A 23447-nucleotide genomic window follows, 5' to 3' on the forward strand; every position below is an offset into this window, starting at 1 on the left:
GTGAGGGGAATGAATAATTGGTAATTAAAAATTAATTATGGGAATGGCGCATCACCTATTCGCACAGATTCTGTTGGGTTCTTAAAAAATCAGTATTTTCATCGCCTAAACGACTGCTATGCGATTTCTTCCTTTCCTGATTTCCGGTATCTGCACCGCAGGGCTGGTGGTGGCTTTGAATACACAGTTGCCGGCCGGAAGCAGCAAAACACCGCGCCTGGGTTATTTTCTTTCTCCGCAATTGGGTTTCTGGCAGAATGCAGAACCTGTGAATACCAGTTTTGACGGTAACGTAAAATTACCTAACCTGAATGGTAAAGTGGATGTATATGTAGATGACAGGCTGGTTCCGCATATCTATGCCGAGAATGACCTGGATGCTTATTATGTGCAGGGGTATATCCATGCCAAATTCCGCCTCTGGCAGATGGAGTTTCAGACCCGTGTGGCAGGAGGAAGACTCAGTGAGATACTGGGCGAGGAACGTTTGCCTATTGACCGTATGTTCAGAAGATTGGGCATGGTATATGGTGCAGAGCAAACGCTCGCCAATATGGAAAAGAATCCCGAAATGAAAGCCACTGTGGAAGCGTATTCAGAGGGAGTTAATGCCTATATCAGTTCATTAAAGCCACAGGAGATCCCGTTCGAATACAAGCTGCTGGATTATACTCCTGAGAAATGGACACCGCTGAAGACCTATCTTTTCCTGATGTTCATGTCGTATGACCTTACTGCACGCGGCGCCACTGCCGACCTGCAGATGACCAATGCCAAAAATTATTTCGGATTTGATGATTTTGATAAACTGTATCCTAATGTGCAGGATTCGCTGGATCCGATTGTACCCAGGGGAACGGACTACCCGAAACCGGCAATCGTGCCCGTGGCACCTGCCAGTAAAGACTCCTTGTACCTCGGAAAAACAGCCAACAGCAGTACCGCCCTTTTACCCATGGTGCCGGATAAGGACAATGGCAGTAACAACTGGGTGGTGGGCGGCTCTAAAACCAAAAGTGGCAGGCCCATACTCAGCAACGATCCACACCTGGGACTAAACCTTCCCTCGCTGTGGTTTGAAGTGCAGATACACACGCCCACACATAATACCTATGGTGCCAGTTTTCCCGGATCGCCTGCTGTGATCATTGGCTTTAACGATAGTATTGCCTGGGGGGTAACCAATGCCGGAAGAGATGTGCTGGATTATTACGATATCAAATTCAAGGACTCTACCTTATCTGAATATTGGTATAATGGCGAATGGGTGCCCGCCAAACATCGCCAGGAAGTGATCAGGATCAAAGGCAAGCCAGACCTGGTGGAAAATATTGCTATGACTGTTTTTGGTCCTGTCATGTATGATAATGCATATAAGAATATCAGCACTGAAGGAAAATACCTGGCTGTTAGATGGACAGCCCACAAAGCGGGTACCGGCTTGCAGACATTCTATAAACTGAACCGTGCCCGTAACTATGAAGAATACCTGGGCGCTATTTCTCAATGGGAGTGTCCCGGGCAGAATTTTGCCTTTGCCTCCAAAACAGGGGATATTGCCATCAAACAACAGGGAGCATTTGTAGCACGCTGGAAAAGGCAGGGCGATTTTATTATGCCTGGCACAGACAGTTCCTATGCATGGCAGGGCATCATACCGGTTGAAGAGAATCCGATGATGTATAACCCTATCCGTGGTTTTGTGAGCAGCGCCAACCAGATGTCTACCGATTCCACCTATCCTTATTACCTGGGTGCTCCCAGTAATTTTCCACTATACAGGGGGATCATCATCAACCGGAAACTGGCACAGATGAACCAGATCACACCGGAAGATATGCAGCAATTGCAGGCAGATAATTACAATGTATTTGCCGAATACGCCAGGCCGGTATTGATGCGTTATCTGGACGAAACAAAATTGAGCGCAGATGAAAAAAAATACATAGATATCCTGAAAAACTGGGACCTGCGGAATGATCCCGGGGCCAGGGGTGCTACCGTGTTTAAATCCATCTGGGATAGCTTGGAAACCCAGGTTTGGGGTGACGAGATCAAAAAAGTCAATCTACCACTTCCCAAGCCGGATGCTTCTACCTTATTGGAGAGCCTGCTACGAGATTCTACGTTCCGCTTTGCTGACAATATCAATACTCCGGGTAAGGTAGAGACCATTTATGATGACCTGGCCGAAGCCCTTAAAAAAGCCGTTCCTCATCTGAAAGAACTGGAAGCAGCAAACAAACTGGAATGGGCTGTTATGAAAGATACCAAAGTGAACCACCTGTTGAAGATACCGGCATTGAGCCGGCTGCACCTGCCTATCGGTGGCGGGGAACACATCATCAATGCTACTAAGGAAACCCATGGTCCCAGCTGGCGCATGATTGTACATTTAACCGATGAGATTGAAGCCTATGGTGTATATCCCGGTGGACAAAGCGGTAACCCCGGCAGTAAGTATTATGATAGTTTTGTTGACAGCTGGGCTGCCGGAAAATATTACCGCATCCTTTTTCTGCAACAGGCCGCTGCCGCCAAACATGAACGTGTGAAATGGCATATGACTTTTACTAACAGCTAAATAAACGATATGAAGAAGACCATCACAGCCATTGTATTAACCGGATTTCTTGCATATGTACTCGGTATCTACAGCACAGTTCCCTGGTGGTGTTTTGTGTTCAGTTCGCTGTTGGTATCGGCTGCGGTACACCAGCGGCCGGGAAAATCCTTTTTATCCGGATTTCTGGGGCTTTTTCTTCTCTGGGTAGCGCTGGCTTTTATCAAAGATGCGGCCAATGAACATATCCTTTCTACAAAAGTGGCTGCCATACTGCCACTGGGCGGTTCTTACCTGGTGTTGATCCTGATAACGGGTATCGTAGGTGGCTTAGTAAGCGGATTGGCGGCATTGACAGGTAGTTACCTGAGGAAATAATGTATTTGTACCAGAACCGTTATCATCGAGGAACTGATACCGCAGGAACTGCAGGCTGAAAAATCATTTATTCCTTTACCGTTTTTCGGGAGAGTGTTTTTTACAAGCCTTTTGCTGTTTAAGAATACGTTAAACTCAACGTTTATTTATTGGTCGTCAGGTTCAAGCCCGGATTTTGCCGCTAATTTCGTAACAACCGTACGTTATGAGAATAAGGCTACTCATTTGTTTCTTTTTCAGTCTCAGTAACCTGAGGGCTGCTACCATCAGCGGAACCATACGCGATAATAAAGGGCAGGCATTGGCATTCGCTTCTGTTCTGGTCAAAGGTACCACCCAGGGTGTTTCAGCCAATAGTAAAGGAATCTATTCTCTGCAGTTAGGTACGGGTTCCTATACCCTCCTTTGCCAGTACATTGGTCATGCCAGTTCGGAAAAGAAGATCCAGGTAAGCCAGGCAGACCAGACAATTGATTTTGATCTGGAAGAACAGCGGTACACTCTGCAAGATGTAGAAGTGAAAAGCGGCGCAGAAGATCCTGCTTATGCCATCATCCGGAAAGCCATCGCCAGGAGAGAGGCTCATCTGAATGAGATCAGGAAATTCCAGTGCGAAGTGTATATCAAAGGACAGATGCAATTACGCAGTTTCCCTGCTTCCTTCATGGGAAGAAAGATCGATTTTGAAGATGGGGATACCAGCAAGCGTAAAATGATCTTCCTTTCAGAAACCGTTGCCAGGTATTCGGTGCAGCTTCCTGCGAAAGAAAAAGTGGAAGTGGTCTCTACCAAAGTAAGCGGCCGAAGTGGTGCATTCGGATTAAGCGAACCACAGATCATCTCATTTTATGAGAATAATATATCAGTGGGAGAGGACCTGAATCCACGCGGTTTTATTTCCCCGATCGCCAACGGTGCGTTCAATTTTTACAAGTATCAGTTTGCAGGTACTTTTTTTGAGAACGGACGGGAAATAAGCCGGATTAAAGTAATTCCCCGAAGGGCCTACGAACCCCTGTTCAGCGGGTATATCCATATCGTGGAAAATGAGTGGCGTATTCAGAGTGTAGACCTGTTGTTGGTAAAGGCCCAGCAAATGCAGCTGCTGGATACCTTGCGGATACAACAACTGTATGTGCCATCGGGTAAAGTTTGGGTCATCAAAAACCAGGTGATCTATCCTTCCGGAAAGATTTTCGGGTTTGATTTTTTTGGCAGTTTTGTCCAGGTGTATGATAAGTTTAACATGGACCCCCAGTTCAAACCCGGCTTCTTCGACCATACCATCCTGAAGTTCTACGACAGTTCCAATAAAAAGTCAATGGCTTATTGGGACAGTATCCGCCCACTGCCTCTGCTTTCGGAAGAGTTACGCGATTACAAAAAGAAAGACAGCCTGGAGCAGGTTCGGAAAGATTCCCGTTATCTCGATTCACTGGATGCCAAACGTAACAGGATCAGGCTTTCCAGGCTGCTGTTTACCGGGCAGACGTTCACTGTGCGAAAAAGAAAAGAAACCATACAATTGCCTTCCCTGCTCAGTACACTCAATTACAATACAGTGGAAGGTGCTGTAGTGGCTTTTTCGCCCAGGTATACCCGGCGTTTCGAAGGAAGGAATTTTTTATCTGTGAACCCCGATATCAGGTATGGCATTACCAACCGTCACCTGAATCCTTCCTTGACCCTGGGGTACAACTTCGGTAAAAAATATTTCCAGGGCATCAATATCTCCGCAGGAAGAACTGTGTTTCAATTTAACAACAGTAACCCCATCACTGCCCGGATCAATACGTTAAGTACGTTATTATCGCAGGCTAATCATATGAAAATATATGAGGCCAATTATGTCAGACTGGTGTATACCACCGGTATCGGTAATGGTCTTAGCATTAACGCCGGTTTCCAGTTCCAGGACAGGTTTGCGCTGGGTAACCTGGCAGATCCGGTAAGCTGGAATAAAGGATCAGGTAAAAGTTTCACGCCCAATTATCCCGTAGATCTTACCCAAACACCCATGCCAAGAAACCAGGCTACCGTGATCACTGCCGGGGTTACCTGGCGGCCAGGTGCCGATTACATCGAATTTCCTGATCGTACAATCAGCCTTGGGTCTGATTATCCTACTTTTTCAGCCTCTATTACAAAGGGGATACCCAGACTGCTGGGAAGCGATGTGGATTATACCAAATGGCGTCTGACCATCAGTGATGATCTGGACCTGAAGCTGGCCGGTAAGTTTTCCTATCATATCGCCGCCAGTGGGTTCTTTGATGCTGCCAGAACATTTATACCTGATTACCAGCATTACCTGGGTAACCAGACCATTTTTGCCTCACGTGAGCTCAGCAGTTTTCAACTGGCGCCGTATTATCTGTACAGTAATCTCGCCAGCTTCAGTGTTGCCGCACATGCCGAGTACCACCTGAATGGGTTGCTGAGTAACAAGATTCCCGGATTTAAAAAACTGAATTGGTTCTTTGTTACCGGCGCCAATGCACTACATATCAGGAACGGAAAGGAGTACTATGAACTTCTTTTTGGCATTGAAAATATCGGTAAGCTGATCCGTGTTGATTTTGTGCAGGGATTTATCCCCGGCGGTGCCCGTCCGAGCGGGTTTAGGGTGGCAGTGCCATTCTTGTGAGTCGTGAATCGTGAGTGGGCGCTTTTGGGGGAGATCAGATGCAACTTCGTTTTAAACAATACTAAAAGAACTCTCTACTTACGACTGACGCCTCACGATTCACAATTTCCTATCTTTGCCCCGAATTTTGGCCACCCTGCAAGTGGCTCCATTGATAACGGAACATTCCTGTAATGGGGATGTCTAAAATGATTTATTATGGCATTGCTGCACAATCGTGTATCTAACGAGGAGCTGAAGAAGCGCCTCATGGAAGAAACTTTCCCACGTACCACTATTAGTTTTTACTGTTATTTCCCCATCGGGAACCCACATGAGTTCCGGGATTACCTCTATAAAAACCTGCATGCTTTACAGGCATTCGGAAGGATCTATGTGGCGAAAGAGGGGATCAATGCGCAGATGAGTGTACCCACTGACCGTTTTGAGGATTTCAGGAATTTTCTGTACTCTATAGAACCGCTGAATGGTTTACGGCTGAATATTGCCGTGGATGATGACGGTAAGAGTTTTTGGGTATTGAAGATCAAAGTGCGTGAGAAGATCGTGGCGGATGGTATTGATGATCCGGGGTTCAGCATGGAAAGAAAAGGCAAGTATGTGAATGCAGCACAAATGAACGAATTGCTGCAGAATCCTGATACCATCGTGATCGACATGCGTAACCACTACGAATATGAAGTGGGGCATTTTGAAAAGGCGCTCGAGATCCCTTCCGATACTTTCCGTGAGCAGTTACCTATGGCCGTGGATATGATGAGGGGTAATGAAGAAAAGAATATCATCATGTATTGCACCGGCGGTATCCGTTGCGAAAAAGCCAGCGCTTACATGCTGCACAAGGGTTTTCAGAACGTATTCCATCTCGAAGGCGGTATCATCAATTATGCACGCCAGGCCAAAGCCGCAGCTCTTGAAAGCAAATTCATCGGCAAGAACTTTGTGTTTGATGATCGTTTGGGAGAACGCATTACGGATCACGTGATTGCCAGCTGCCACCAGTGCGGCAAACCCTGCGATAACCATACCAATTGTAAGAATGATGGCTGTCACCTGCTTTTCATCCAGTGTAAGGAATGTGCTGAAGCAATGGATGGCTGTTGCAGTACCGCCTGCAAGGAAACCATCCATATGCCGGTAGAACGTCAAAAGGAAATCCGAAAAGGCGTAGAGAACGGACAGAATATCTTTAACAAAAGTCAGGTCAGACTTCGCCCAAGAATATCACCCCCGGTAAAATGATCATTTGAACCGGTGAATGGAGTGCTGCTGATGGCAGTGCTGCGTTCATCAATTTATCCATAGCTCTCTTCAACTATTTACTATCTTTCGCACATTAACTGCTGTGAAGAGAACTGCCGCCATATTCGTTTTATTCTGCATGGTGATCTACATGGGAGGTTACCAGCTGGTAGCTATGGGTTACCGTTGGGAACTGAAAACAGCCATGAAGACCTGGCTGCGCACACACAGGGAAAGTTCATATCATACCGTATTCAGTTTTGCAGCTTCCAACGGACAAATAGCTGACCCTGAACTGCATTGGGAAGAATCCGGTAAGGAATTTAGTTACAAAGGCAACCTGTATGATATCATTTCTGTTGAATTACACGGCTCCCGTGCTACGGTATATTGTGTGAACGATCATGCGGAGAAAGAACTGCTCACTGTCATCAGCGGGATGCACGAGCGGCAACAAAAATCATCCACAGGCACCAAAACCGGATATCAGAAACTACTGTTATCAGTATTTGACATACAACAGAATTCCGTTAACGCGGCAATAGTGGTACTTACCCAAAAAATATTACCTCAGCAACCGAGCAAACTCATCAGCCAGGTTCGCGATATCCTGTCACCACCTCCAGAAGTCGTGTAAACTAAGCAACCCTTACTGACAGAATATCCCGTATTTAAAAATCATTGAATGAAACAACTATCATGTATCATGGCATTTGCCATGATACTACCTGTTATATCACATGCGCAGCAGTCACGCTGGCAGGATACGGTGCAGAAAGAACCCGTAAACCTGGGCAGCGTGGTAGTATATGCCAATAAATTTCCGGAACTTTTAAGACATCTTACTCAATCCATAAAAACCATCATCGACAAGAATACTCTGAATAACCAGGCCAACACAGGTGACATCCTGCTCAATACCGGATCGCTGTTTGTGCAGAAGAGCCAGCAGGGGGGCAGCAGTCCTGTGATCCGTGGTTTTGAAGCCAGCCGTGTATTGTTGATGGTGGATGGGGTTCGCATGAACAATGCCATTTACCGCTCCGGTCACCTGCAAAACATCATTACTGTGGATAACAATATCCTTGATCGGGTGGAAGTGTTGTACGGCCCTTCTTCTACTTTGTATGGAAGCGATGCGCTGGGAGGTGTGGTGAATATGTATACCCGGAATCCTGTACTGTCCGCAAAAGGAAAAACAGTCGTTGGCGGCACGGCATCGGTTCGGTATGCTACGGCAACGGAAGAAGCCAAAGCCCATGTGGACCTAAGCATCGGTGGCACAAAGTGGGCCTCGCTTACTTCGGTCACTTATGGAAGTTTTGGCGATATGCGTCAGGGCGCCAGTCGCCAGGCAGCGTATCCTGATTTTGGCAAGAAGAATTTTATCGTTCAGCGTTATGGGAATACCGACAGTGCTTTTGTAAATCCTGATCCGAATAAACAGACCGGCAGCGATTACCGGCAAACGGATATCACACAAAAGATCCTGTTTCAGCCAAAAGCCAATATCCAGCACCTGCTGAACATACAGCTAAGTAATTCTGGGAATGTGCAGCGGTACGACAGGCTCTCGGAAATAGCAGGCACTACACCGGCGTATGCCGAATGGTATTATGGGCCACAGGTAAGGAACCTGTTGTCTTACCAGTTCTCCGCTAACCAGCAGGATGGATTTTTCAAGGAGATAAGACTGGTGGCCAGTTACCAGGATATTGAAGAAAGCCGCATTACCCGCAGGTTTAAAAATAATAACCGCGATTCCCGCTGGGAGCGTGTGAATGTCTGGGGTTTTAATATGGATGCCAAACATTACAGTGGTAAACATGAATTGCATTTTGGTGTTGAATCGTACACCAATTATGTACGTTCCACTGCCGAGCGGATGAATGTGGTAACAGGCGCCGTTAGCCGAATCACTACCCGCTACAGTGACGGGCCTACCAAAATAAGCTCCAATGCCCTGTATGCGCAGCATATTTACAAGATCAATGATGGATGGACATTGAATGACGGCCTTCGTTTCAACCTGGTAAATATGGACGCCCGTTTTGCAGATACCAGTCTCATGCATTTACCTTTTAACAAAGCTGTTCAGAATCATGCAGCGGTCACCGGCAATCTGGGTTTGGTGTATGCCAATGCCAACAGGTTCCGGCTGGCATTCCTGCTAAGCAGTGGATTCCGGTCTCCGAACGTAGATGATCTGACCAAGGTATTTGATACCAAAACGGGCTATGTGGTGGTACCCAACAAAGACCTGAAGCCAGAGTATACATATAATGCAGAGATCAACTGGAACCAGTTCACAGAACGTTTCAGTTTTGGCGGATCTGTATTTTATACCTGGTTCCGCAATGCAATTGTGGTGGATAAATTCCGGTTTAACGGAAGCGACAGCATTGTTTACCAGAATGTGAACAGTGGTGTATTTGCTCCGCAAAACAAAGCAAGGGCCTGGGTAACCGGCTTTAGCCTGAACGCATCATGGAAGCCGGAAAGGAACACAACCCTGGAAGCTGTATATACTTACACCAAGGGTAAATTTAGCAGTGCGGGTATTACGGTTCCCTTGGATCATATTCCGCCGGTATTTGGCAGGGTAGGGTTGAAACATATCCGAACAACCTGGCAGGCTGAAACCTATGTGTTGTTCAATGGCTGGAAACGTATAGCCGATTATAATCCCAATGGGGAAGATAACCAGCAGTATGCTACACCGGAAGGGATGCCTTCCTGGTACAGTCTGAATTTACGCGGACAGGTAAAACTGGGCGGGGCCATCAGTGCACAACTGTTGGTAGAAAACCTGCTCGACAGGAACTACCGTTATTTTTCCAGCGGCATATCTGCTCCGGGAAGAAATTTTATCATGAGCCTGAAAGTGAATTTCTAAAATGAAAAGGCCGGGCTTCAAACCCGGCCTTTTTGTATCCCTTACATTAGGGGAGTAGAAGTCTCTCCAATGCGATCTGAATTTTCTCAAAAGTTTCTTTCTCGCTGATCTCTTCCGGCACAAATGTTTTGCCGATCACTTTTTCGTAGAGTTCAATATATCTTTTGCTGATGGTGTCGATCCATTCATCAGTCATTTCAGGAACGGTCTGTCCCTCTTTGCCCATAAAGTTGTTAGCAATCAGCCACTCGCGAACGAATTCTTTGCTCAGCTGTTTTTGTTTATCGCCGGTGGCCTGCCTTTGTTCAAATCCTTCCGCATAAAAATAACGGGAAGAATCCGGGGTATGCACTTCATCCATCAGGTAAATGGTGTCACCGATCTTGCCAAACTCATACTTGGTATCGGCCAGTATCAGACCTCTGGAAGCGGCTATTTCCTTACCGCGGGCAAACAGTTTCAGGGTATAGTCTTCCAGTAGGGCCCACTCAGCTTCTGTTGCCAGTCCTTTAGCAATGATTTCTTCTTTAGAGATGTCTTCGTCATGGCCCGCATCTGCCTTGGTAGAGGGGGTAATGATGGGAGTGGGAAAGAAATCGTTCTCTCTCAGTCCTTCCGGCATGCTTACGCCGCAAAGTGCTCTTTTGCCGCTGCTGTAAGTGCGCCAGGCATGTCCTACCACGTTACCCCTGACCACCATTTCGATCTTGAAAGGGGTGCAACGTTTTCCGATGGAAGCGTTGGGTGTGGGGACTTCTACCAGCCAGTTGGGACAGATATCGCGCGTAGCTTCCAGCATATAGGCAGCTATTTGGTTTAAAACCTGTCCTTTATAAGGGATGGGGCGGGGCAGGATCACATCAAAAGCGGAGATACGGTTACTGGCAATCATCACCAGCCAGTCGTTCTTGATGCTGTATACGTCTCTGACTTTGCCGTGGTATACGTTGGTCTGAAAGGGAAATTGGTAAGAAGACATGCCCAAAATTAGTTAGTGCCTTGATAAATAAGGGGTAGTGAACATAATTTTTCTCAACAGAAGACCGTTATTTGTGAACAAATTAAATTTTCAAGTAAAACTAACAAATGCTATTTTTAGTTACAATTCATTTAAAACTTGCCTAATATGAGAAGACTATTAACCCATTACGGGTTGTTGGCTGTGGGTGCTATGATCTGTGTATCAGCAACGGCCCAGCAATCGACTACTGTCTCCGGTAGTGTAAAAAACAGTAAATCGAAAGAGGCCATATCAGCTGTTTCGGTTACGATCAAAGGAGCGACTACAGGAACCTTTACCGATGACAAGGGTAATTTCAAGTTTTCTACCGTACAGAAGCTGCCATTTACACTGGTATTTTCTTCTGTCGGATATCTTAACAAGGAAGTAATTGTTAAGAACAACAATGAAGTAGTGAATGTAGATATAGATGCCTCCTTCACCCTGGGTGATGAAGTGGTGGTAGCGGCTTCAAGGGTTCCGGAAAGAATTCTTGAGTCACCCGTATCCATTGAAAGAATTGGTACAGCTGCTATCCGGAACTCACCGGCTACCAACTACTACGATATGATCACCAACCTGAAAGGAGTGGATGTGGTATCGGCCAGTTTAACTTTCCGTAGTGTAGGTACCCGCGGATTCAACAACAGCGGTAACGTTCGGTTGAACCAGATCGTGGACGGTATGGACAACCAGGCCCCAGGTCTGAACTTCTCTGTAGGTAGCATCGTAGGTTTAACGGAACTGGACGTAGAGAATATTGAACTGCTGCCGGGTGCATCTTCAGCGCTGTATGGATCAGGCGGTATGAATGGTACCGTGCTGATTAATAGCAAGAGCCCTTTCAAATACCAGGGCCTGAGCTTCCAGATCAAACAGGGTATTAAGGATATTGATGCTTACCAGCGTCCTAAATCTCCTTTCTACGACTGGACTGTTCGCTGGGCACAGAAAGTATCAGAGAAATTCGCCTTCAAGATTGGTGCTCAGTTTACACAGGCACAGGACTGGCTGGCTAACCAAACAGAAAACTACAGCCGTACAGGTTCAGCCAACGGATTTGCGATTCCCGGTTGGAGAACCTCTGATCCTAACTATGATGGCGTAAACGTGTATGGTGACGAAACATCTCAGAACATCAGCACCATAGCGAGCCAGGTGTTTGCTGCAGCAGGTTTAAGCAGTGCCCAGTTGGGTGCATTCAATGGTTGGTTGGCCGCTAATCCTGCTGCCAGACTTGCGAATTTTAATACTTTCCTGAGTGCTGCCGGTGCCGGTGCGTTGGTAACAGCCGGAGTTTCTCCGCTTTTATACGGAGCATCTCCCAGCCGTAATTTTTATAATAACCAGTCTGTGAGCAGAACCGGTTACAACGAGATCGATGTGGTAGATCCCAATACGGTTAATTTTAAACTGTCAGGTGCACTTCACTATAAACTGTCCGACAGGACGGAAGCTATCTTCCAGACCAATTTCGGAACCGGTAACAGCGTGTATACCGGTAGTGACCGCTACTCTCTGAAAGACCTGAAAATGGCCCAGTTCAAACTGGAACTGAAGAGCAAGAACTGGTATATGAGAGCGTATACCACGCATGAGAACTCCGGTAGCTCTTTCAACGCTACCATCACCACCCGTTTATTCAACGAAGCCTGGAAGGCAAGTTCTTCATGGTATCCTCAATACATGGCAGCATACTCTTCTTATCTTGATGCAGGTCTTGCCAATATTGATGCCCATAATGCAGCGAGGGGTGTGGCAGACCAGGGAAGACCCACCGGTTATATCGGTGCTACCGATCTGTTTAAAAGTGTAGCAGGTAAGCCCATTTCGCAGGGTGGTGGTCTGTTCCTCGACAGGTCAAGGCTGAATGTATTTGAAGGACAGTACAACCTGAGCGAAGACCTTGGCCTGACCAAAAGCGGAACCGACCTGCTGATTGGCCTGAGCGCACGCCAGTACCAACTGAATTCACAGGGTACACTGTTTGCAGATACCACTTCACCGATCAAGATCAATGAATTTGGTGCTTATGCACAGTTATCCCAGAAATTGTTTAACGACGTGCTGAAACTGACCGTTTCTTCCCGTTACGATAAGAACTCCAATTTCAAAGGCCGCTTTACACCAAGGGCTTCAGCCGTATTGAAACTGGCGAAAGACCATAACCTGCGTTTCTCTTATCAGCAGGCATATCGTTTCCCAACTACCCAGAATCAGTGGATCAACCTGCTGGTGGGTGGTGGCACCCGTTTGATGGGTGGTTTGCCACAACTGCGTGACTACTATAAATTCAGCACCAACCCGGCCTATACTTTGGCAAGTGTACAGGCATTTGGCGCCAGCGTAGTAGCCGGAGCTCCTAATACAGGTCTGTTACAACAGCAGCAGTTTGGCGAATTCAAACCAGAATCCAGCCAGTCTTTTGAAGTGGGTTACAAAGGCCTGATTGCTCAGCGATTACTGATTGATGTATATGCCTACTGGGCCAGGTACAAAGACTTCCTGAGCGGCGTAACCGTAATACAGGCAAGAAATGCACCCAGTGGTCCTGCCAGTTTCTATGATGTACTGGATGCCAATAAACGTATTGCCTACAGTATTTCTGTGAATACACCGGGTGATGTAAAAACTTCCGGTTGGGGAGCTTCTGCAGAATACCTGTTGCCCAAAAACTTCTCAGTAAGTGGTAATATCTACCACGATGAGATCGGATCGCTGCCTGCTGGTTTCGTGTCTTATTTCAACACCCCCAAATACAGGATCAATGCAACCCTGGCAAATTCAGGATTTGGAAAAGGCGAGCGTTTCGGATTCAATATCGTATACAGGTGGGCTAACAGCTTCTACTACGAAGGAACTTTCGGAGCCGGTATGGTGCCTTGGATCCGTACAGTAGATGCATCGGTAAGCTACAAACTGCCTTCCACCAAATCCCTGATCAAGATCGGTGGCACCAATATCTTCAACAAATACTACCGTACTGGATGGGGTAATCCCCAGATCGGCGGTCTGTATTATATTAGTTTTGGATATAATGTGTTTTAAGGGAGAAGCTTAGGTGGCTGTGAGCCGTTAGCCATGAGCTACGAGCGACACAGTAAATTAAGCTATGAATATACAAATGGATCCCCTGCCGGAAATGGCGGGGGATCTTTATTGTGGCCTATGCATCCTTATTCCTGAAGTTCAGAAATAAGCGCCTCGCAGCTATCAGCTCACGGCTCATAGCCAATGCCTGCAAGCATTTTTGGTTTTGTACCCGATAATCTTATATTTTTGCTGCTCATTTTAAAACCGATCAAATGCGTTCTATTGCTTTCAGAGAGGCTTTGCGTGAAGCCATGAGTGAAGAAATGAGAAGAGACGAAAGGGTCTTTTTAATGGGTGAAGAAGTTGCCGAATACAATGGTGCTTATAAAGTAAGCCAGGGAATGCTGGCAGAATTTGGAAGTAAACGTGTGATTGATACCCCGATTGCTGAACTGGGTTTTACTGCTGTAGCTGTAGGTGCTGCTCAAAATGGTCTGCGCCCTGTGGTGGAATTCATGACCTGGAACTTTGCCGTACTGGCCATGGACCAGATCCTGAATACCGCATCTAAAATGCTGGCCATGAGTGGTGGCCAGATCGGTTGCCCCATCGTGTTCCGCGGACCTAACGGAAGTGCCGGTCAGCTGGGGGCGCAACACTCTACCGCTTTTGAAAGCTATTACGCCAATATTCCCGGTATCAAAGTGGTATCTCCCTCCAATGGATATGATGCCAAAGGATTGCTGAAACAAGCTATCCGTTATGAGCAGGACCCGGTTATGTTCATGGAAAGTGAAGTGATGTATGGCGACAAGTCTGATGTTCCTGATGAAGAATATTATATCCCGCTCGGTAAGGCGGATGTGAAGAAACAGGGTCGTGATGTGACCATTGTGTCCTTTAATAAAATGATGAAAGTGGCGCTTGCTGCTGCTGCTGAACTGGAAAAAGAAGGGATCAGCGCAGAAGTGATCGATCTCAGGACCATCCGTCCGCTTGACTGGCATACCATCCTGGAAAGCGTGAAAAAGACCAACCGTCTGGTGATTGTAGAAGAGCAGTGGCCCTTCGCTTCTGTCTCTTCAGAGATCAGCTACCGGATCCAGAAAGAAGGATTTGATTACCTGGATGCACCTATCCGTCGTATCACCAGTGCAGATGCACCTATGCACTACGCTCCCAACCTGGCGGCACTGGCCATACCAGATGTGACCAGGACCGTGAAACTGGTGAAAGAAGTCATGTACCTGAAAAAATAACGATATTCAATACAACCACAGACCCGGAACCAAAAGCTCCGGGTTTTTATTTTCCGGCCGATTTTTGGATACTTTATGAAACGTCTCTTACCCCTTTTGCCTGTAGCTTTTTTTCCCCTGTTGCTTTTTTCGCAGCGGTCTGATTCTGCCCGGTTAGTGCCGGTTACGGATACTGCATTACCTGAAGTGGCCGTACAGGCTTTTCAATCTAACCTGCAATGGAAAGCTGTTCCGGCTGCCGTGGCACTGCTGGGCCGTAATGAGCTGGTACGATATGGCTCAGCTTCACTGGTACCTGTGATGAATATGGTGCCGGGAATCCGTGTAGAGGAGCGATCGCCTGCCAGCTACCGTTTATCCATCCGCGGAAGTCTGTTACGCTCTCCTTTTGGCGTGCGTAATGTGAAAGTATATTGGAATGGTATTCCCCTTACCGATGGTGGTGGTAATACTTACCTGAACCTGGTAGACCTGACACAGCTAACGGCAGTGGAGATCATCAAAGGGCCGGCCGCCAGTGTATATGGAGCCGGTACAGGCGGGGCTGTATTGTTACGTTCCGATCCTCCGTATAGCCGGCAAAAGGAACACCGGTTTACGGCAGGTATCTTGGGAGGGTCCTATGGGCTTTTTCAGCAACACCTGGGTTGGGAGTACAGTCATGCGAAGATCAGCTCCTCCATACAGCAAAGCCACCAACAGGCGGATGGTTACCGTGAACAATCTGCTTCCCGGAAAGATATGGTGAAATGGCAACTCAGCTGGCAAACAGCCGGGCAGCAGATCCGGTTCATGGCATGGTATACCGACCTGTATTACCAGACACCCGGCGGTATTACACTGGCACAGATGCAGCTGAACCCCAAACTGGCAAGGCAACCTGCCGGCAGTTTACCCGGTGCTGTTCAGCAAAAAACGGCCATCTATAACAAAACCCTGCTGGCAGCCATACAGCAGGAGATCCGGTTGGGTGAACAATGGACATGGAAGAACTTTCTCAGTGCGCATCATTCCTCCATTGCCAATCCTTTCATTACCAATTATGAAAAAAGGGCTGAGGCAAATTTGAGTGCCGGTTCACAACTGGTGTACACTATATCCAATGCTGCCTTTCGTTTTCAGTGGATCAATGGGGCAGAATACCTGCACAACCATTCTCTTATCGACAATTTTGGTAATCGTTCCGGTAATAGGGATACCGTTCAGTTCCGGGATGATATCTATGCGGTGCAATGGTTCGCTTTTTCGCAGGCACAGCTGAGTCTGGCTGATAAATGGATACTGACTGCAGGTGTCAGTATCAACAACTCATCCTATCGTTACCAAAGAACAACAGATCCGGCCAGTACCGGTTTTGTCCAGAAAAAGATCAGCGGCGTGATAACTCCCAGACTGGCGATCGCCTATCGGGTAAGTAAAGCAGTATCCGTGTACCTGCTGGCTGCCAAAGGGTTTTCACCACCCGCTCTTGCCGAAGTAAGACCTTCTGACGGCAACTATTATGGCAATCTGGAGGCAGAATATGGCTGGAACATAGAAGCCGGTATTAAGGGAGCCAGTGCAGATAACCGTTGGCAGTTTGATGTAGCGGCCTATTTCTTCCGACTGCAGAATGCCATTGTCCGCCGGACCAATGCCATTGGTGCAGAGTATTTTGTCAATGCGGGCAGCACCCGGCAGAACGGCCTGGAAACCTGGCTGAAATACCGCTTGATACGCGACGGAAAACGTCTGGTACGCGATTGGAACCTGTGGAGCAGTTATAGCTATCAACCCTACCGTTTTGAAGAATACCAGCAGTCAGGTATCAATTATTCCGGAAAAAATCTGACAGGTGTACCCCGTACGATCTGGGTAACTGGCATGGATATTGAAATCCGAAATGGGGTGTACCTTAATGCATCCGTTAATGCTACGGGTAGTCTGCCCCTGACAGATGGGAATGATGTGCTGGCAGATGCTTACCAGCTGGTACAGTTGAAATTGGGATACAGGACCGGACAAAAAAAACAGCAGTTCGACTGGTTCATCGGGATAGATAACCTGCTGAACCAGCGATACAGCCTGGGTAATGATATCAATGCCTTGGGAAAAAGGTATTATAACCCAGCCCCGGACAGAAATTTCTTTGCCGGGGTCCGATGTCGGTTCTGATGCAACAAAAGCTTAACATTTTGGCTGTAATGAATCCGCAGCCATGAACACTTATCTTAGCAGTAAATAGGAGCGATATGCCGAATATTCTGATCATCGACGACGAAAAAGCCATCCGGAACGTATTAAAGGAGATCCTGGGCAATGAGGGCTTTTCTGTAGAGGAAGCCACTGACGGGGAAGAGGGCTGGAAGAAATTCAATTCCGGCAGTTATGATGTGGTGCTTTGCGACATCAAAATGCCTAAACTGGACGGGATTGAATTCCTGCAGAAAGTGATCGAATCCCAGTCGGAAACCCCGGTGATCATGATCAGCGGGCACGGTAATATTGAAACAGCTGTGGATGCAGTGAAAAAAGGTGCATTTGATTATATTTCCAAACCACCGGATCTGAACAGGCTGCTCATCACCATCCGCAATGCGCTGGACAAGACCACGCTGGTGAAAGAGACCAAAGTACTGAAGCGGAAAGTATCCCGCGTGCAGGAGATCATCGGTGCCAGTGAAGGGATACTGAAAGTAAAAGACACTATTGAAAAAGTGGCGCCCACTGATGCGCGGGTGTTGGTGACCGGAGAGAATGGTAGCGGTAAAGAGCTCGTGGCCCGCTGGCTGCATGAGAAAAGTAACCGGGCAGGGGCGCCTATTGTGGAAGTGAACTGCGCGGCCATACCGGGCGAACTGATTGAGAGTGAATTGTTCGGTCATGAAAAAGGATCTTTTACATCTGCCATCAAACAACGCATCGGCAAGTTTGAGCAGGCTCATGGCGGAACCCTTTTCCTGGACGAGATAGGGGATATGAGCTTGTCTGCACAGGCCAAAGTGTTGCGCGCCCTGCAGGAAGGTAAGATCACCCGTGTGGGTGGCGATAAAGAGATCTCTGTGGATGTGCGTGTGATCGCCGCTACCAATAAGGACCTGCTGGAAGAAGTCAATGCAAAAAATTTCCGTCTTGACCTCTATCATCGTCTGGGCGTGATCCTGATCCATGTACCTTCACTGAATCAGCGCAGGGAGGACATACCGCTGCTGGTAGAGAAATTTTTATCAGATATAGCCGAAGAATACGGGCAGGCGGTAAAATCCATCGAGCAAAAAGCACTGGAAGCCCTGCAGCAACATAACTGGACAGGCAATATCCGTGAACTCAGGAATGTGGTGGAGCGCCTGGTGATCCTTTCCGGCAAAGAGATCAGCCTGAGTGATGTGGAGGCGTATGTGCTGCCGAGGTAGGGGGGTAGTTAAAAGGGTTAAAGTGGGTTAGAATCGTTAAAGAGGTTAAAATGGTTAAAGTGGGTTAAAGGCGGACTGTTAATTGGCACGATACAACCCTGTTTATCTACCCCTCCAACGATTTCCCTTCGTTTCACCCCCTTTAACTATTTTAACTACTTTAACCCTTTTAACCATTTTAACTACTTTTCCCCTAAAAGGATATTTTTGTTACACTTAATCACAAACTATGGGTTTACTTGTATTCATTATCGGAGTTATTGGCTGGCATGTGGGTATGTATGGGATGTTCAAAAAAGCGGGTATCGAGCCCTGGAAAGCGTTGGTGCCTTTTTACAATACCTGGCTGATCGTTGAAAAAACAGCCATTCGCAAATATTGGTTCTGGTTGCAGCTGATCCCTATAGCGGGCCAGTTTATCACCATCTGGATCACGATCATTTTTGTGATGCACTTCAAGAAAGTGGACCTGATCGCCCATACGCTGACCGTTTTCTTTCCTTTTATTTATTTCCCTTATCTCGGTTTTTCTGAAAAGGAGAAATGGTATGGTGGAGAGATACTGAAGCATTACCACAAACCCGCTTCGCGCGAGTGGATCGATGCGGGCGTGTTTGCCGTTGTTGCAGCCACCATCATCCGGACCTTTGTGTTTGAAGCCTATGTGATCCCGACAGGCAGTATGGAGAAAACCCTGCTCATCAATGATTTTCTTTTTGTGAATAAGATGAGTTACGGGGCACGCATACCGCAAACGCCGGTATCTTTTCCGTTTGTACACAATACCATGCCTTTCACCAAAACGGTTCCTTCGTACATCAAAGAGGTCCAGCTTCCGTATAAACGGTTACCGGCATTCACCGAAGTAAAAAGGAATGATGTGGTGGTATTCAATTTCCCTGCGGGAGATACCATCATCAACCTGCCCGAGTATGGCAGTGCCAATCCTTATTATGATGTGCTTCGGTTCACCTACCGGGGAGACCGTGAAGCTTTTGCGCAATCAGGTCTGCCCTTACTGGTGCACCCGATGGATAAAACGGACAATTATATCAAACGTTGCGTGGCGATCAGTGGCGATGTGTTGCAGGTGAAAAATGGTACCCTCTTCGTAAATAACCAGCCCGCATACCTGCCCCCGGCATCGCAAAGTGATTACCTGGTGGAGACCAACGGTACCAATTTTTCAGAAGAGTTTCTGCGGGAGGAACTGGGCATAGATATCGACAATCCCGGCGACCAGGTGCGTACCATCGATAAACCCGGAACCCTGATCTTTAACCTTACTCCGGAAGAGGTACAGAAAGTAAAGAAACAACCCAATGTAAAAGCAGTGGCCCCGTATTCCGATAACCAGATCGGTGTCACTTTCCCCAATGACGAAACCAATTTCCCGTGGACGGTTGATAATTATGGTCCACTCACCGTTCCCAAGAAAGGAGACGTGATCACACTAAGCCCGCAGAATATCGCTCTGTACCGCCGTCTGATCTCTAACTATGAAAACAACCAGCTGGAAGAGACCAACGGAAAATTCATCATCAACGGAAAAGAGACGAACACCTATACCATCAAATACAATTACTACTGGATGATGGGAGATAACCGCCACCGCAGCCAGGACAGCCGTTTCTGGGGTTTTGTTCCCGAAACACATGTAGTTGGGAAAGCTTCACTGATCTGGTTCAGCTGGGATAAAGGCCCCCGCTGGAAGCGTTTGTTCAATGGGATAAAATAACTATCTTTAAAACACGGAAGGGTCCTCAGAGCATTGCGCTGTGAGGACTTTTTTGTCTAAATATGTTTCGTTATGAGCCAGGAGAAATTCAGTTTTGATTTTGAAGTGTATGCCTCCATCGATGATCTTACGGCGGCCGATGCGGCTTTACTGCGCGATGCACAGGCCGCCACAGCCATTGCCTATGTTCCTTACTCGCATTTCAGGGTAGGTGCCATGGCCCTGTTGGCCAATGGACAGAAAGTAGCGGGCAGCAACCAGGAAAATGCAAGTTATCCGGTGGGCATCTGTGCAGAAAGGGTGCTGTTGTCAGCGGTATCCTCTTTATATCCCGGTGTTCCTGTTGAAACCATCGCCATCAGTTACCAGGCTGAATCAGGTAAAAGTGACCGGCCCATTTCGCCCTGCGGTATCTGCCGGCAGACATTGGCAGAGTACGAGAACCGCTTCCAGCATCCTATCCGTTTGATACTAGGCGGCAAGGAAGGAAAGGTCTGGATATTTCCTAAATCAAGCTTGTTGCTGCCGTTTGGTTTTACAGGAGAAGACCTGGGCTAGCGTAATTAGAAATTGGTAATTAATAATTGCTGATTTAATTATCTGATCAGTACGGTTGTTCCTTTGAGTGATATTTTCTGCTGTGAATCGCGGTCTGTATAATCCAACGTCCATACATAGGTGCCGCTGGATTGCGGTTGACTGTTTACGCGTCCGTCCCATTTACGGGTCCAGTCCCTGCTTTCAAAGATCACCTGTCCAAAACGGTTGTAGATCCTGAATACCAGGTTATCTGCCTTAAAGGCATTCAAAGGGTAGAGATAATCATTTAGTCCATCCCCATTCGGTGTAAAGGCCGAAGGCACTGCAATATAACAGCTGGCCAGTACAGTAATCATTTTATAGGCAGTGTCGGAACAATTGTATGCGTTGGTAGCTACCAGTCGCACAGGGTAGTTATTGCGCCTTCCGGTCAAGGGATAGGATTGTGGTCCGGGAACCTGCAGTGTACTGGTAACGCCATTACCAAAGGTCCAGTACCAGCCCGTGGTATTGGCTGAACTCCTGTCTGTAAAATGCAGGGTATCGGTTGGACATAACGTATCGGCCACCGCAAATCCTGCTTTAACCGTATGGTCTTCGAACAGGAAACTGCTGCGTACGCTATCGCTGCAAAAGCCATTGCTTACGGACAGTTGCAGTTGGTGGGTGCCGAATGCTTTTGATATGTATACCGGGTTCTGCAGGTTACTGAAGGAAAGGCTGTCAATGCTCCAGCGCCATTGTGTGGTTCCACCATAGCCATTGTGGGTAAGGTACAGGGTGTCTGATTTGCAACCGGTGGCAACCAGGGCCTGGTGATCTGCCGTAGTGATATTTTTAGTGGTAAAGGAAAGGGTAGATCCGGCGGGTGTGATGAGACCACACTCATCTATCAGCGGATTGCCATCGGATCCGTTTTTCAGGAGGATGGTGAACGTTCCATTGGTACGGATAGGGGCGGTCAATACGATGCGAACCACGGTACTGACCCCATTGCTGCAAATACCCGAAGCGCTTTTTACGGTCACAGCGGCAGGACCTGTAATACTGAAATCACTGCCATCGGCTGCTATGGAACTGCAGGCCATGGGTTTGCTGAATACCAGTTGCAGGGTGTCTTTATTGCATATAACAGGCGTGATGCTGTCCATGGGTGTTGGTACCAGCGCAATAAAACGCAGGGTCGCATTGTCGCCGGGGGCCAGTGCATTCTCGCAATTGTCTGTGAGTGTATTCCCGTCCGTTCCTGTTTTGGCAGTGATGGTGTAGGTCCCGGGTGATAAGGGATTGTCTAGTGTAACCAGGATAGAATCCGAATCAAACCCACGGGAGCAACCTACACCTGAAGCGGCAATGATATTTCTGGATGCCGCTCCGCTGATGGTAAAATCAGAACCATTGGGTGCTATGGAATTACAGTTTACGCGGCTGGATAGTTTGATCATTACCTGTGTACCATCACAGATGGCATAGGCGTTGGCAACTTTGGGTATCACCGGGTTAACAATGCTGGCAGTACCGCCTCCAGGCTGTCCGTTTGAAAACGCAAGTGTGTAACCTACTTCGCTGGTTTGGCCGGAGGCAAGAAAATGACTTACCAATAGTAGGTATTCATGCCCGGCGATCAGATCGGGCATTTTAGCAAATGCCGACAAGTTTTGTGACGGATCTGAAGCACAGGAAAATACAGAAGTTCCAGTTGCTGATGCACCGGTGGGGCCATAAGTGCCTACCCAGTTCGCTGTAATGATCAGGGAGGGATCCTTGAACACGTCCATCGGGTCGTGTCCGGTGATATCGAAGAGTTGCCAGTCGTAATCTTCCGGAATGGTATTCAGGGGCGTGATCACAAAACCCAGTGTGCCGGAGGTATAACAGGTAAACTTATACCAGTAAGGATTGGCAGTAGAGAAACTGCTGTTGCCGCAGCCTTTAGCCGGAACATTCCCATTGCTGCAAAGGGGTACTGTTTTTTGTGTAAAAGTGGTTGCCCCGCAAACAGGGAAAGCGGTAGTGGGTAATTGCCCAAGTGCCGTGCATGCCTGTGCATGACTTGTTATTTTGAAACCGGAAACCAATAATAAAAGATATAGGATTCTGCTAACCTGGCGCATAAATGTAAAATTATTGCATTCGAAGGAGAAGAACAGAAGAACAGATGAGCAAGGAACTGATGAATGAGTGGGTGGTAGCAGGTGCAATCAGAACTTATCTCATACATTCCTTGCTCATCTGTTCTTTAATCGTCTGTTCATCTGTTCAAAACAGCGTCTGCACCCCATGCGCAATCTTGAATTCATGTCCCAGTAACCATTTCTTGCGCCACATGCCACCCGAGTAGCCGGTCAGGGAACGGTCGCTGCCGATAACGCGGTGGCAGGGAACGATGATGGCCACATGGTTCTTGCCATTGGTGCTGGCTGCCGCTCGGATCACTTTAGGATCGCCCAGTCGTTTGGCGAGGTCCATATAACTGATGGTTTTACCATAGGCGATCTCCATCAGTTCGCTCCAGACCCTTGTCTGGAATTCAGTGCCTTCCTGGTGTACAGGAATGTCAAAGTCCCGGCGGGTACCATGAAAGTATTCGATCAGCTGTTCGGTACACTGGTGCATGATTTCGGTGATACCCGGCTCTCCATGGGCCAGCTGGTCTGGATTGTCTACAAAAGTCAGCTCACCAATATACTGATCTGTGCCACCGATCTGCAGCAGGCCGATCGGGCTCTCATAATAGGTGTAATGCAGTTCGTTCATGG

At 47.5% G+C, this 23447-nt stretch carries 15 protein-coding genes; 12 read left to right on the forward strand and 3 right to left on the reverse strand.

Going from position 1 to position 23447, the window contains the following annotated elements:
- The first annotated feature begins 118 nt into the window (after positions 1 to 118).
- The 6 genes from ACH3Y6_RS07200 to ACH3Y6_RS07225 all read left to right on the forward strand — a co-directional run bounded on the left by ACH3Y6_RS07200 (position 119) and on the right by ACH3Y6_RS07225 (position 9726).
- Positions 119 to 2584 (forward strand): penicillin acylase family protein, encoded by a 2466-nt coding sequence (locus ACH3Y6_RS07200; protein WP_490834917.1) that lies wholly within the window; start codon positions 119 to 121, stop codon positions 2582 to 2584.
- A 9-nt stretch (positions 2585 to 2593) separates the two neighbouring features.
- Positions 2594 to 2941: a hypothetical protein gene (locus tag ACH3Y6_RS07205; RefSeq protein WP_490834918.1), complete on the forward strand. Its 348-nt coding sequence runs from the start codon at positions 2594 to 2596 to the stop codon at positions 2939 to 2941.
- Positions 2942 to 3146: 205 nt separating this feature from the next.
- On the forward strand, positions 3147 to 5588 hold the full coding sequence (locus tag ACH3Y6_RS07210) for a DUF5686 and carboxypeptidase regulatory-like domain-containing protein (protein ID WP_490834919.1): 2442 nt from the start codon (positions 3147 to 3149) through the stop codon (positions 5586 to 5588).
- 198 nt (positions 5589 to 5786) lie between these two features.
- Positions 5787 to 6830 carry an oxygen-dependent tRNA uridine(34) hydroxylase TrhO gene (trhO, locus tag ACH3Y6_RS07215; RefSeq protein WP_490834920.1) on the forward strand — a complete coding sequence of 348 codons (1044 nt, stop codon included), beginning with the start codon at positions 5787 to 5789 and terminating at the stop codon, positions 6828 to 6830.
- Positions 6831 to 6933: 103 nt separating this feature from the next.
- Complete coding sequence (locus ACH3Y6_RS07220; protein ID WP_490834921.1) at positions 6934 to 7467, forward strand: hypothetical protein; 534 nt, start codon at positions 6934 to 6936, stop codon at positions 7465 to 7467.
- A gap of 48 nt (positions 7468 to 7515) precedes the next feature.
- On the forward strand, positions 7516 to 9726 hold the full coding sequence (locus ACH3Y6_RS07225; protein WP_490834922.1) for a TonB-dependent receptor plug domain-containing protein: 2211 nt from the start codon (positions 7516 to 7518) through the stop codon (positions 9724 to 9726).
- 46 nt (positions 9727 to 9772) lie between these two features.
- Here the strand turns inward: ACH3Y6_RS07225 and ACH3Y6_RS07230 are convergent, their stop codons facing one another.
- Complete coding sequence (locus tag ACH3Y6_RS07230; protein WP_490834923.1) at positions 9773 to 10705, reverse strand: phosphoribosylaminoimidazolesuccinocarboxamide synthase; 933 nt, start codon at positions 10703 to 10705, stop codon at positions 9773 to 9775.
- Positions 10706 to 10852: 147 nt separating this feature from the next.
- Between ACH3Y6_RS07230 and ACH3Y6_RS07235 the strand changes: the two genes are divergently transcribed.
- The 6 genes from ACH3Y6_RS07235 (at position 10853) to ACH3Y6_RS07260 (ending at position 20706) form a co-directional block, all read left to right on the forward strand.
- Entirely contained in the window at positions 10853 to 13774 is a 2922-nt protein-coding gene (locus ACH3Y6_RS07235) for a TonB-dependent receptor domain-containing protein (protein WP_490834924.1), read from the forward strand.
- A 257-nt stretch (positions 13775 to 14031) separates the two neighbouring features.
- Complete coding sequence (locus tag ACH3Y6_RS07240; protein ID WP_490834925.1) at positions 14032 to 15018, forward strand: pyruvate dehydrogenase complex E1 component subunit beta; 987 nt, start codon at positions 14032 to 14034, stop codon at positions 15016 to 15018.
- A gap of 75 nt (positions 15019 to 15093) precedes the next feature.
- Complete coding sequence (locus ACH3Y6_RS07245) at positions 15094 to 17172, forward strand: TonB-dependent receptor (protein WP_490834926.1); 2079 nt, start codon at positions 15094 to 15096, stop codon at positions 17170 to 17172.
- 77 nt (positions 17173 to 17249) lie between these two features.
- Positions 17250 to 18410 (forward strand): sigma-54-dependent transcriptional regulator, encoded by a 1161-nt coding sequence (locus tag ACH3Y6_RS07250; protein ID WP_490834927.1) that lies wholly within the window; start codon positions 17250 to 17252, stop codon positions 18408 to 18410.
- A gap of 229 nt (positions 18411 to 18639) precedes the next feature.
- Positions 18640 to 20148, forward strand: coding sequence for a signal peptidase I (gene lepB, locus ACH3Y6_RS07255; protein WP_490834928.1), 1509 nt, complete (start codon positions 18640 to 18642; stop codon positions 20146 to 20148).
- Positions 20149 to 20220: 72 nt separating this feature from the next.
- Complete coding sequence (locus ACH3Y6_RS07260; protein ID WP_490834929.1) at positions 20221 to 20706, forward strand: cytidine deaminase; 486 nt, start codon at positions 20221 to 20223, stop codon at positions 20704 to 20706.
- A gap of 38 nt (positions 20707 to 20744) precedes the next feature.
- Here the strand turns inward: ACH3Y6_RS07260 and ACH3Y6_RS07265 are convergent, their stop codons facing one another.
- Positions 20745 to 22802 (reverse strand): T9SS type B sorting domain-containing protein, encoded by a 2058-nt coding sequence (locus ACH3Y6_RS07265; protein ID WP_490834930.1) that lies wholly within the window; start codon positions 22800 to 22802, stop codon positions 20745 to 20747.
- Between the two features lie 145 nt (positions 22803 to 22947).
- Positions 22948 to 23445: a methylated-DNA--[protein]-cysteine S-methyltransferase gene (locus ACH3Y6_RS07270; protein WP_490834931.1), complete on the reverse strand. Its 498-nt coding sequence runs from the start codon at positions 23443 to 23445 to the stop codon at positions 22948 to 22950.
- Positions 23446 to 23447 lie beyond the last annotated feature (2 nt).

The sequence above is a fragment of the Sediminibacterium sp. FW305-C-269 genome (genome assembly GCF_058231045.1).

Bases quoted from the DNA above. Each gene is read 5' to 3' on its own strand.
- ACH3Y6_RS07260 (WP_490834929.1), top strand. From the start codon at position 20,221: ATGAGCCAGGAGAAATTCAGTTTTGATTTTGAAGTGTATGCCTCCATC.
- ACH3Y6_RS07245 (WP_490834926.1), top strand. From the start codon at position 15,094: ATGAAACGTCTCTTACCCCTTTTGCCTGTAGCTTTTTTTCCCCTGTTG.
- trhO (WP_490834920.1), top strand. From the start codon at position 5,787: ATGGCATTGCTGCACAATCGTGTATCTAACGAGGAGCTGAAGAAGCGC.
- ACH3Y6_RS07270 (WP_490834931.1), bottom strand. From the start codon at position 23,445: ATGAACGAACTGCATTACACCTATTATGAGAGCCCGATCGGCCTGCTG.
- ACH3Y6_RS07205 (WP_490834918.1), top strand. From the start codon at position 2,594: ATGAAGAAGACCATCACAGCCATTGTATTAACCGGATTTCTTGCATAT.
- ACH3Y6_RS07250 (WP_490834927.1), top strand. From the start codon at position 17,250: ATGCCGAATATTCTGATCATCGACGACGAAAAAGCCATCCGGAACGTA.
- ACH3Y6_RS07225 (WP_490834922.1), top strand. From the start codon at position 7,516: ATGAAACAACTATCATGTATCATGGCATTTGCCATGATACTACCTGTT.
- lepB (WP_490834928.1), top strand. From the start codon at position 18,640: ATGGGTTTACTTGTATTCATTATCGGAGTTATTGGCTGGCATGTGGGT.
- ACH3Y6_RS07235 (WP_490834924.1), top strand. From the start codon at position 10,853: ATGAGAAGACTATTAACCCATTACGGGTTGTTGGCTGTGGGTGCTATG.
- ACH3Y6_RS07210 (WP_490834919.1), top strand. From the start codon at position 3,147: ATGAGAATAAGGCTACTCATTTGTTTCTTTTTCAGTCTCAGTAACCTG.
- ACH3Y6_RS07240 (WP_490834925.1), top strand. From the start codon at position 14,032: ATGCGTTCTATTGCTTTCAGAGAGGCTTTGCGTGAAGCCATGAGTGAA.
- ACH3Y6_RS07265 (WP_490834930.1), bottom strand. From the start codon at position 22,802: ATGCGCCAGGTTAGCAGAATCCTATATCTTTTATTATTGGTTTCCGGT.
- ACH3Y6_RS07230 (WP_490834923.1), bottom strand. From the start codon at position 10,705: ATGTCTTCTTACCAATTTCCCTTTCAGACCAACGTATACCACGGCAAA.
- ACH3Y6_RS07200 (WP_490834917.1), top strand. From the start codon at position 119: ATGCGATTTCTTCCTTTCCTGATTTCCGGTATCTGCACCGCAGGGCTG.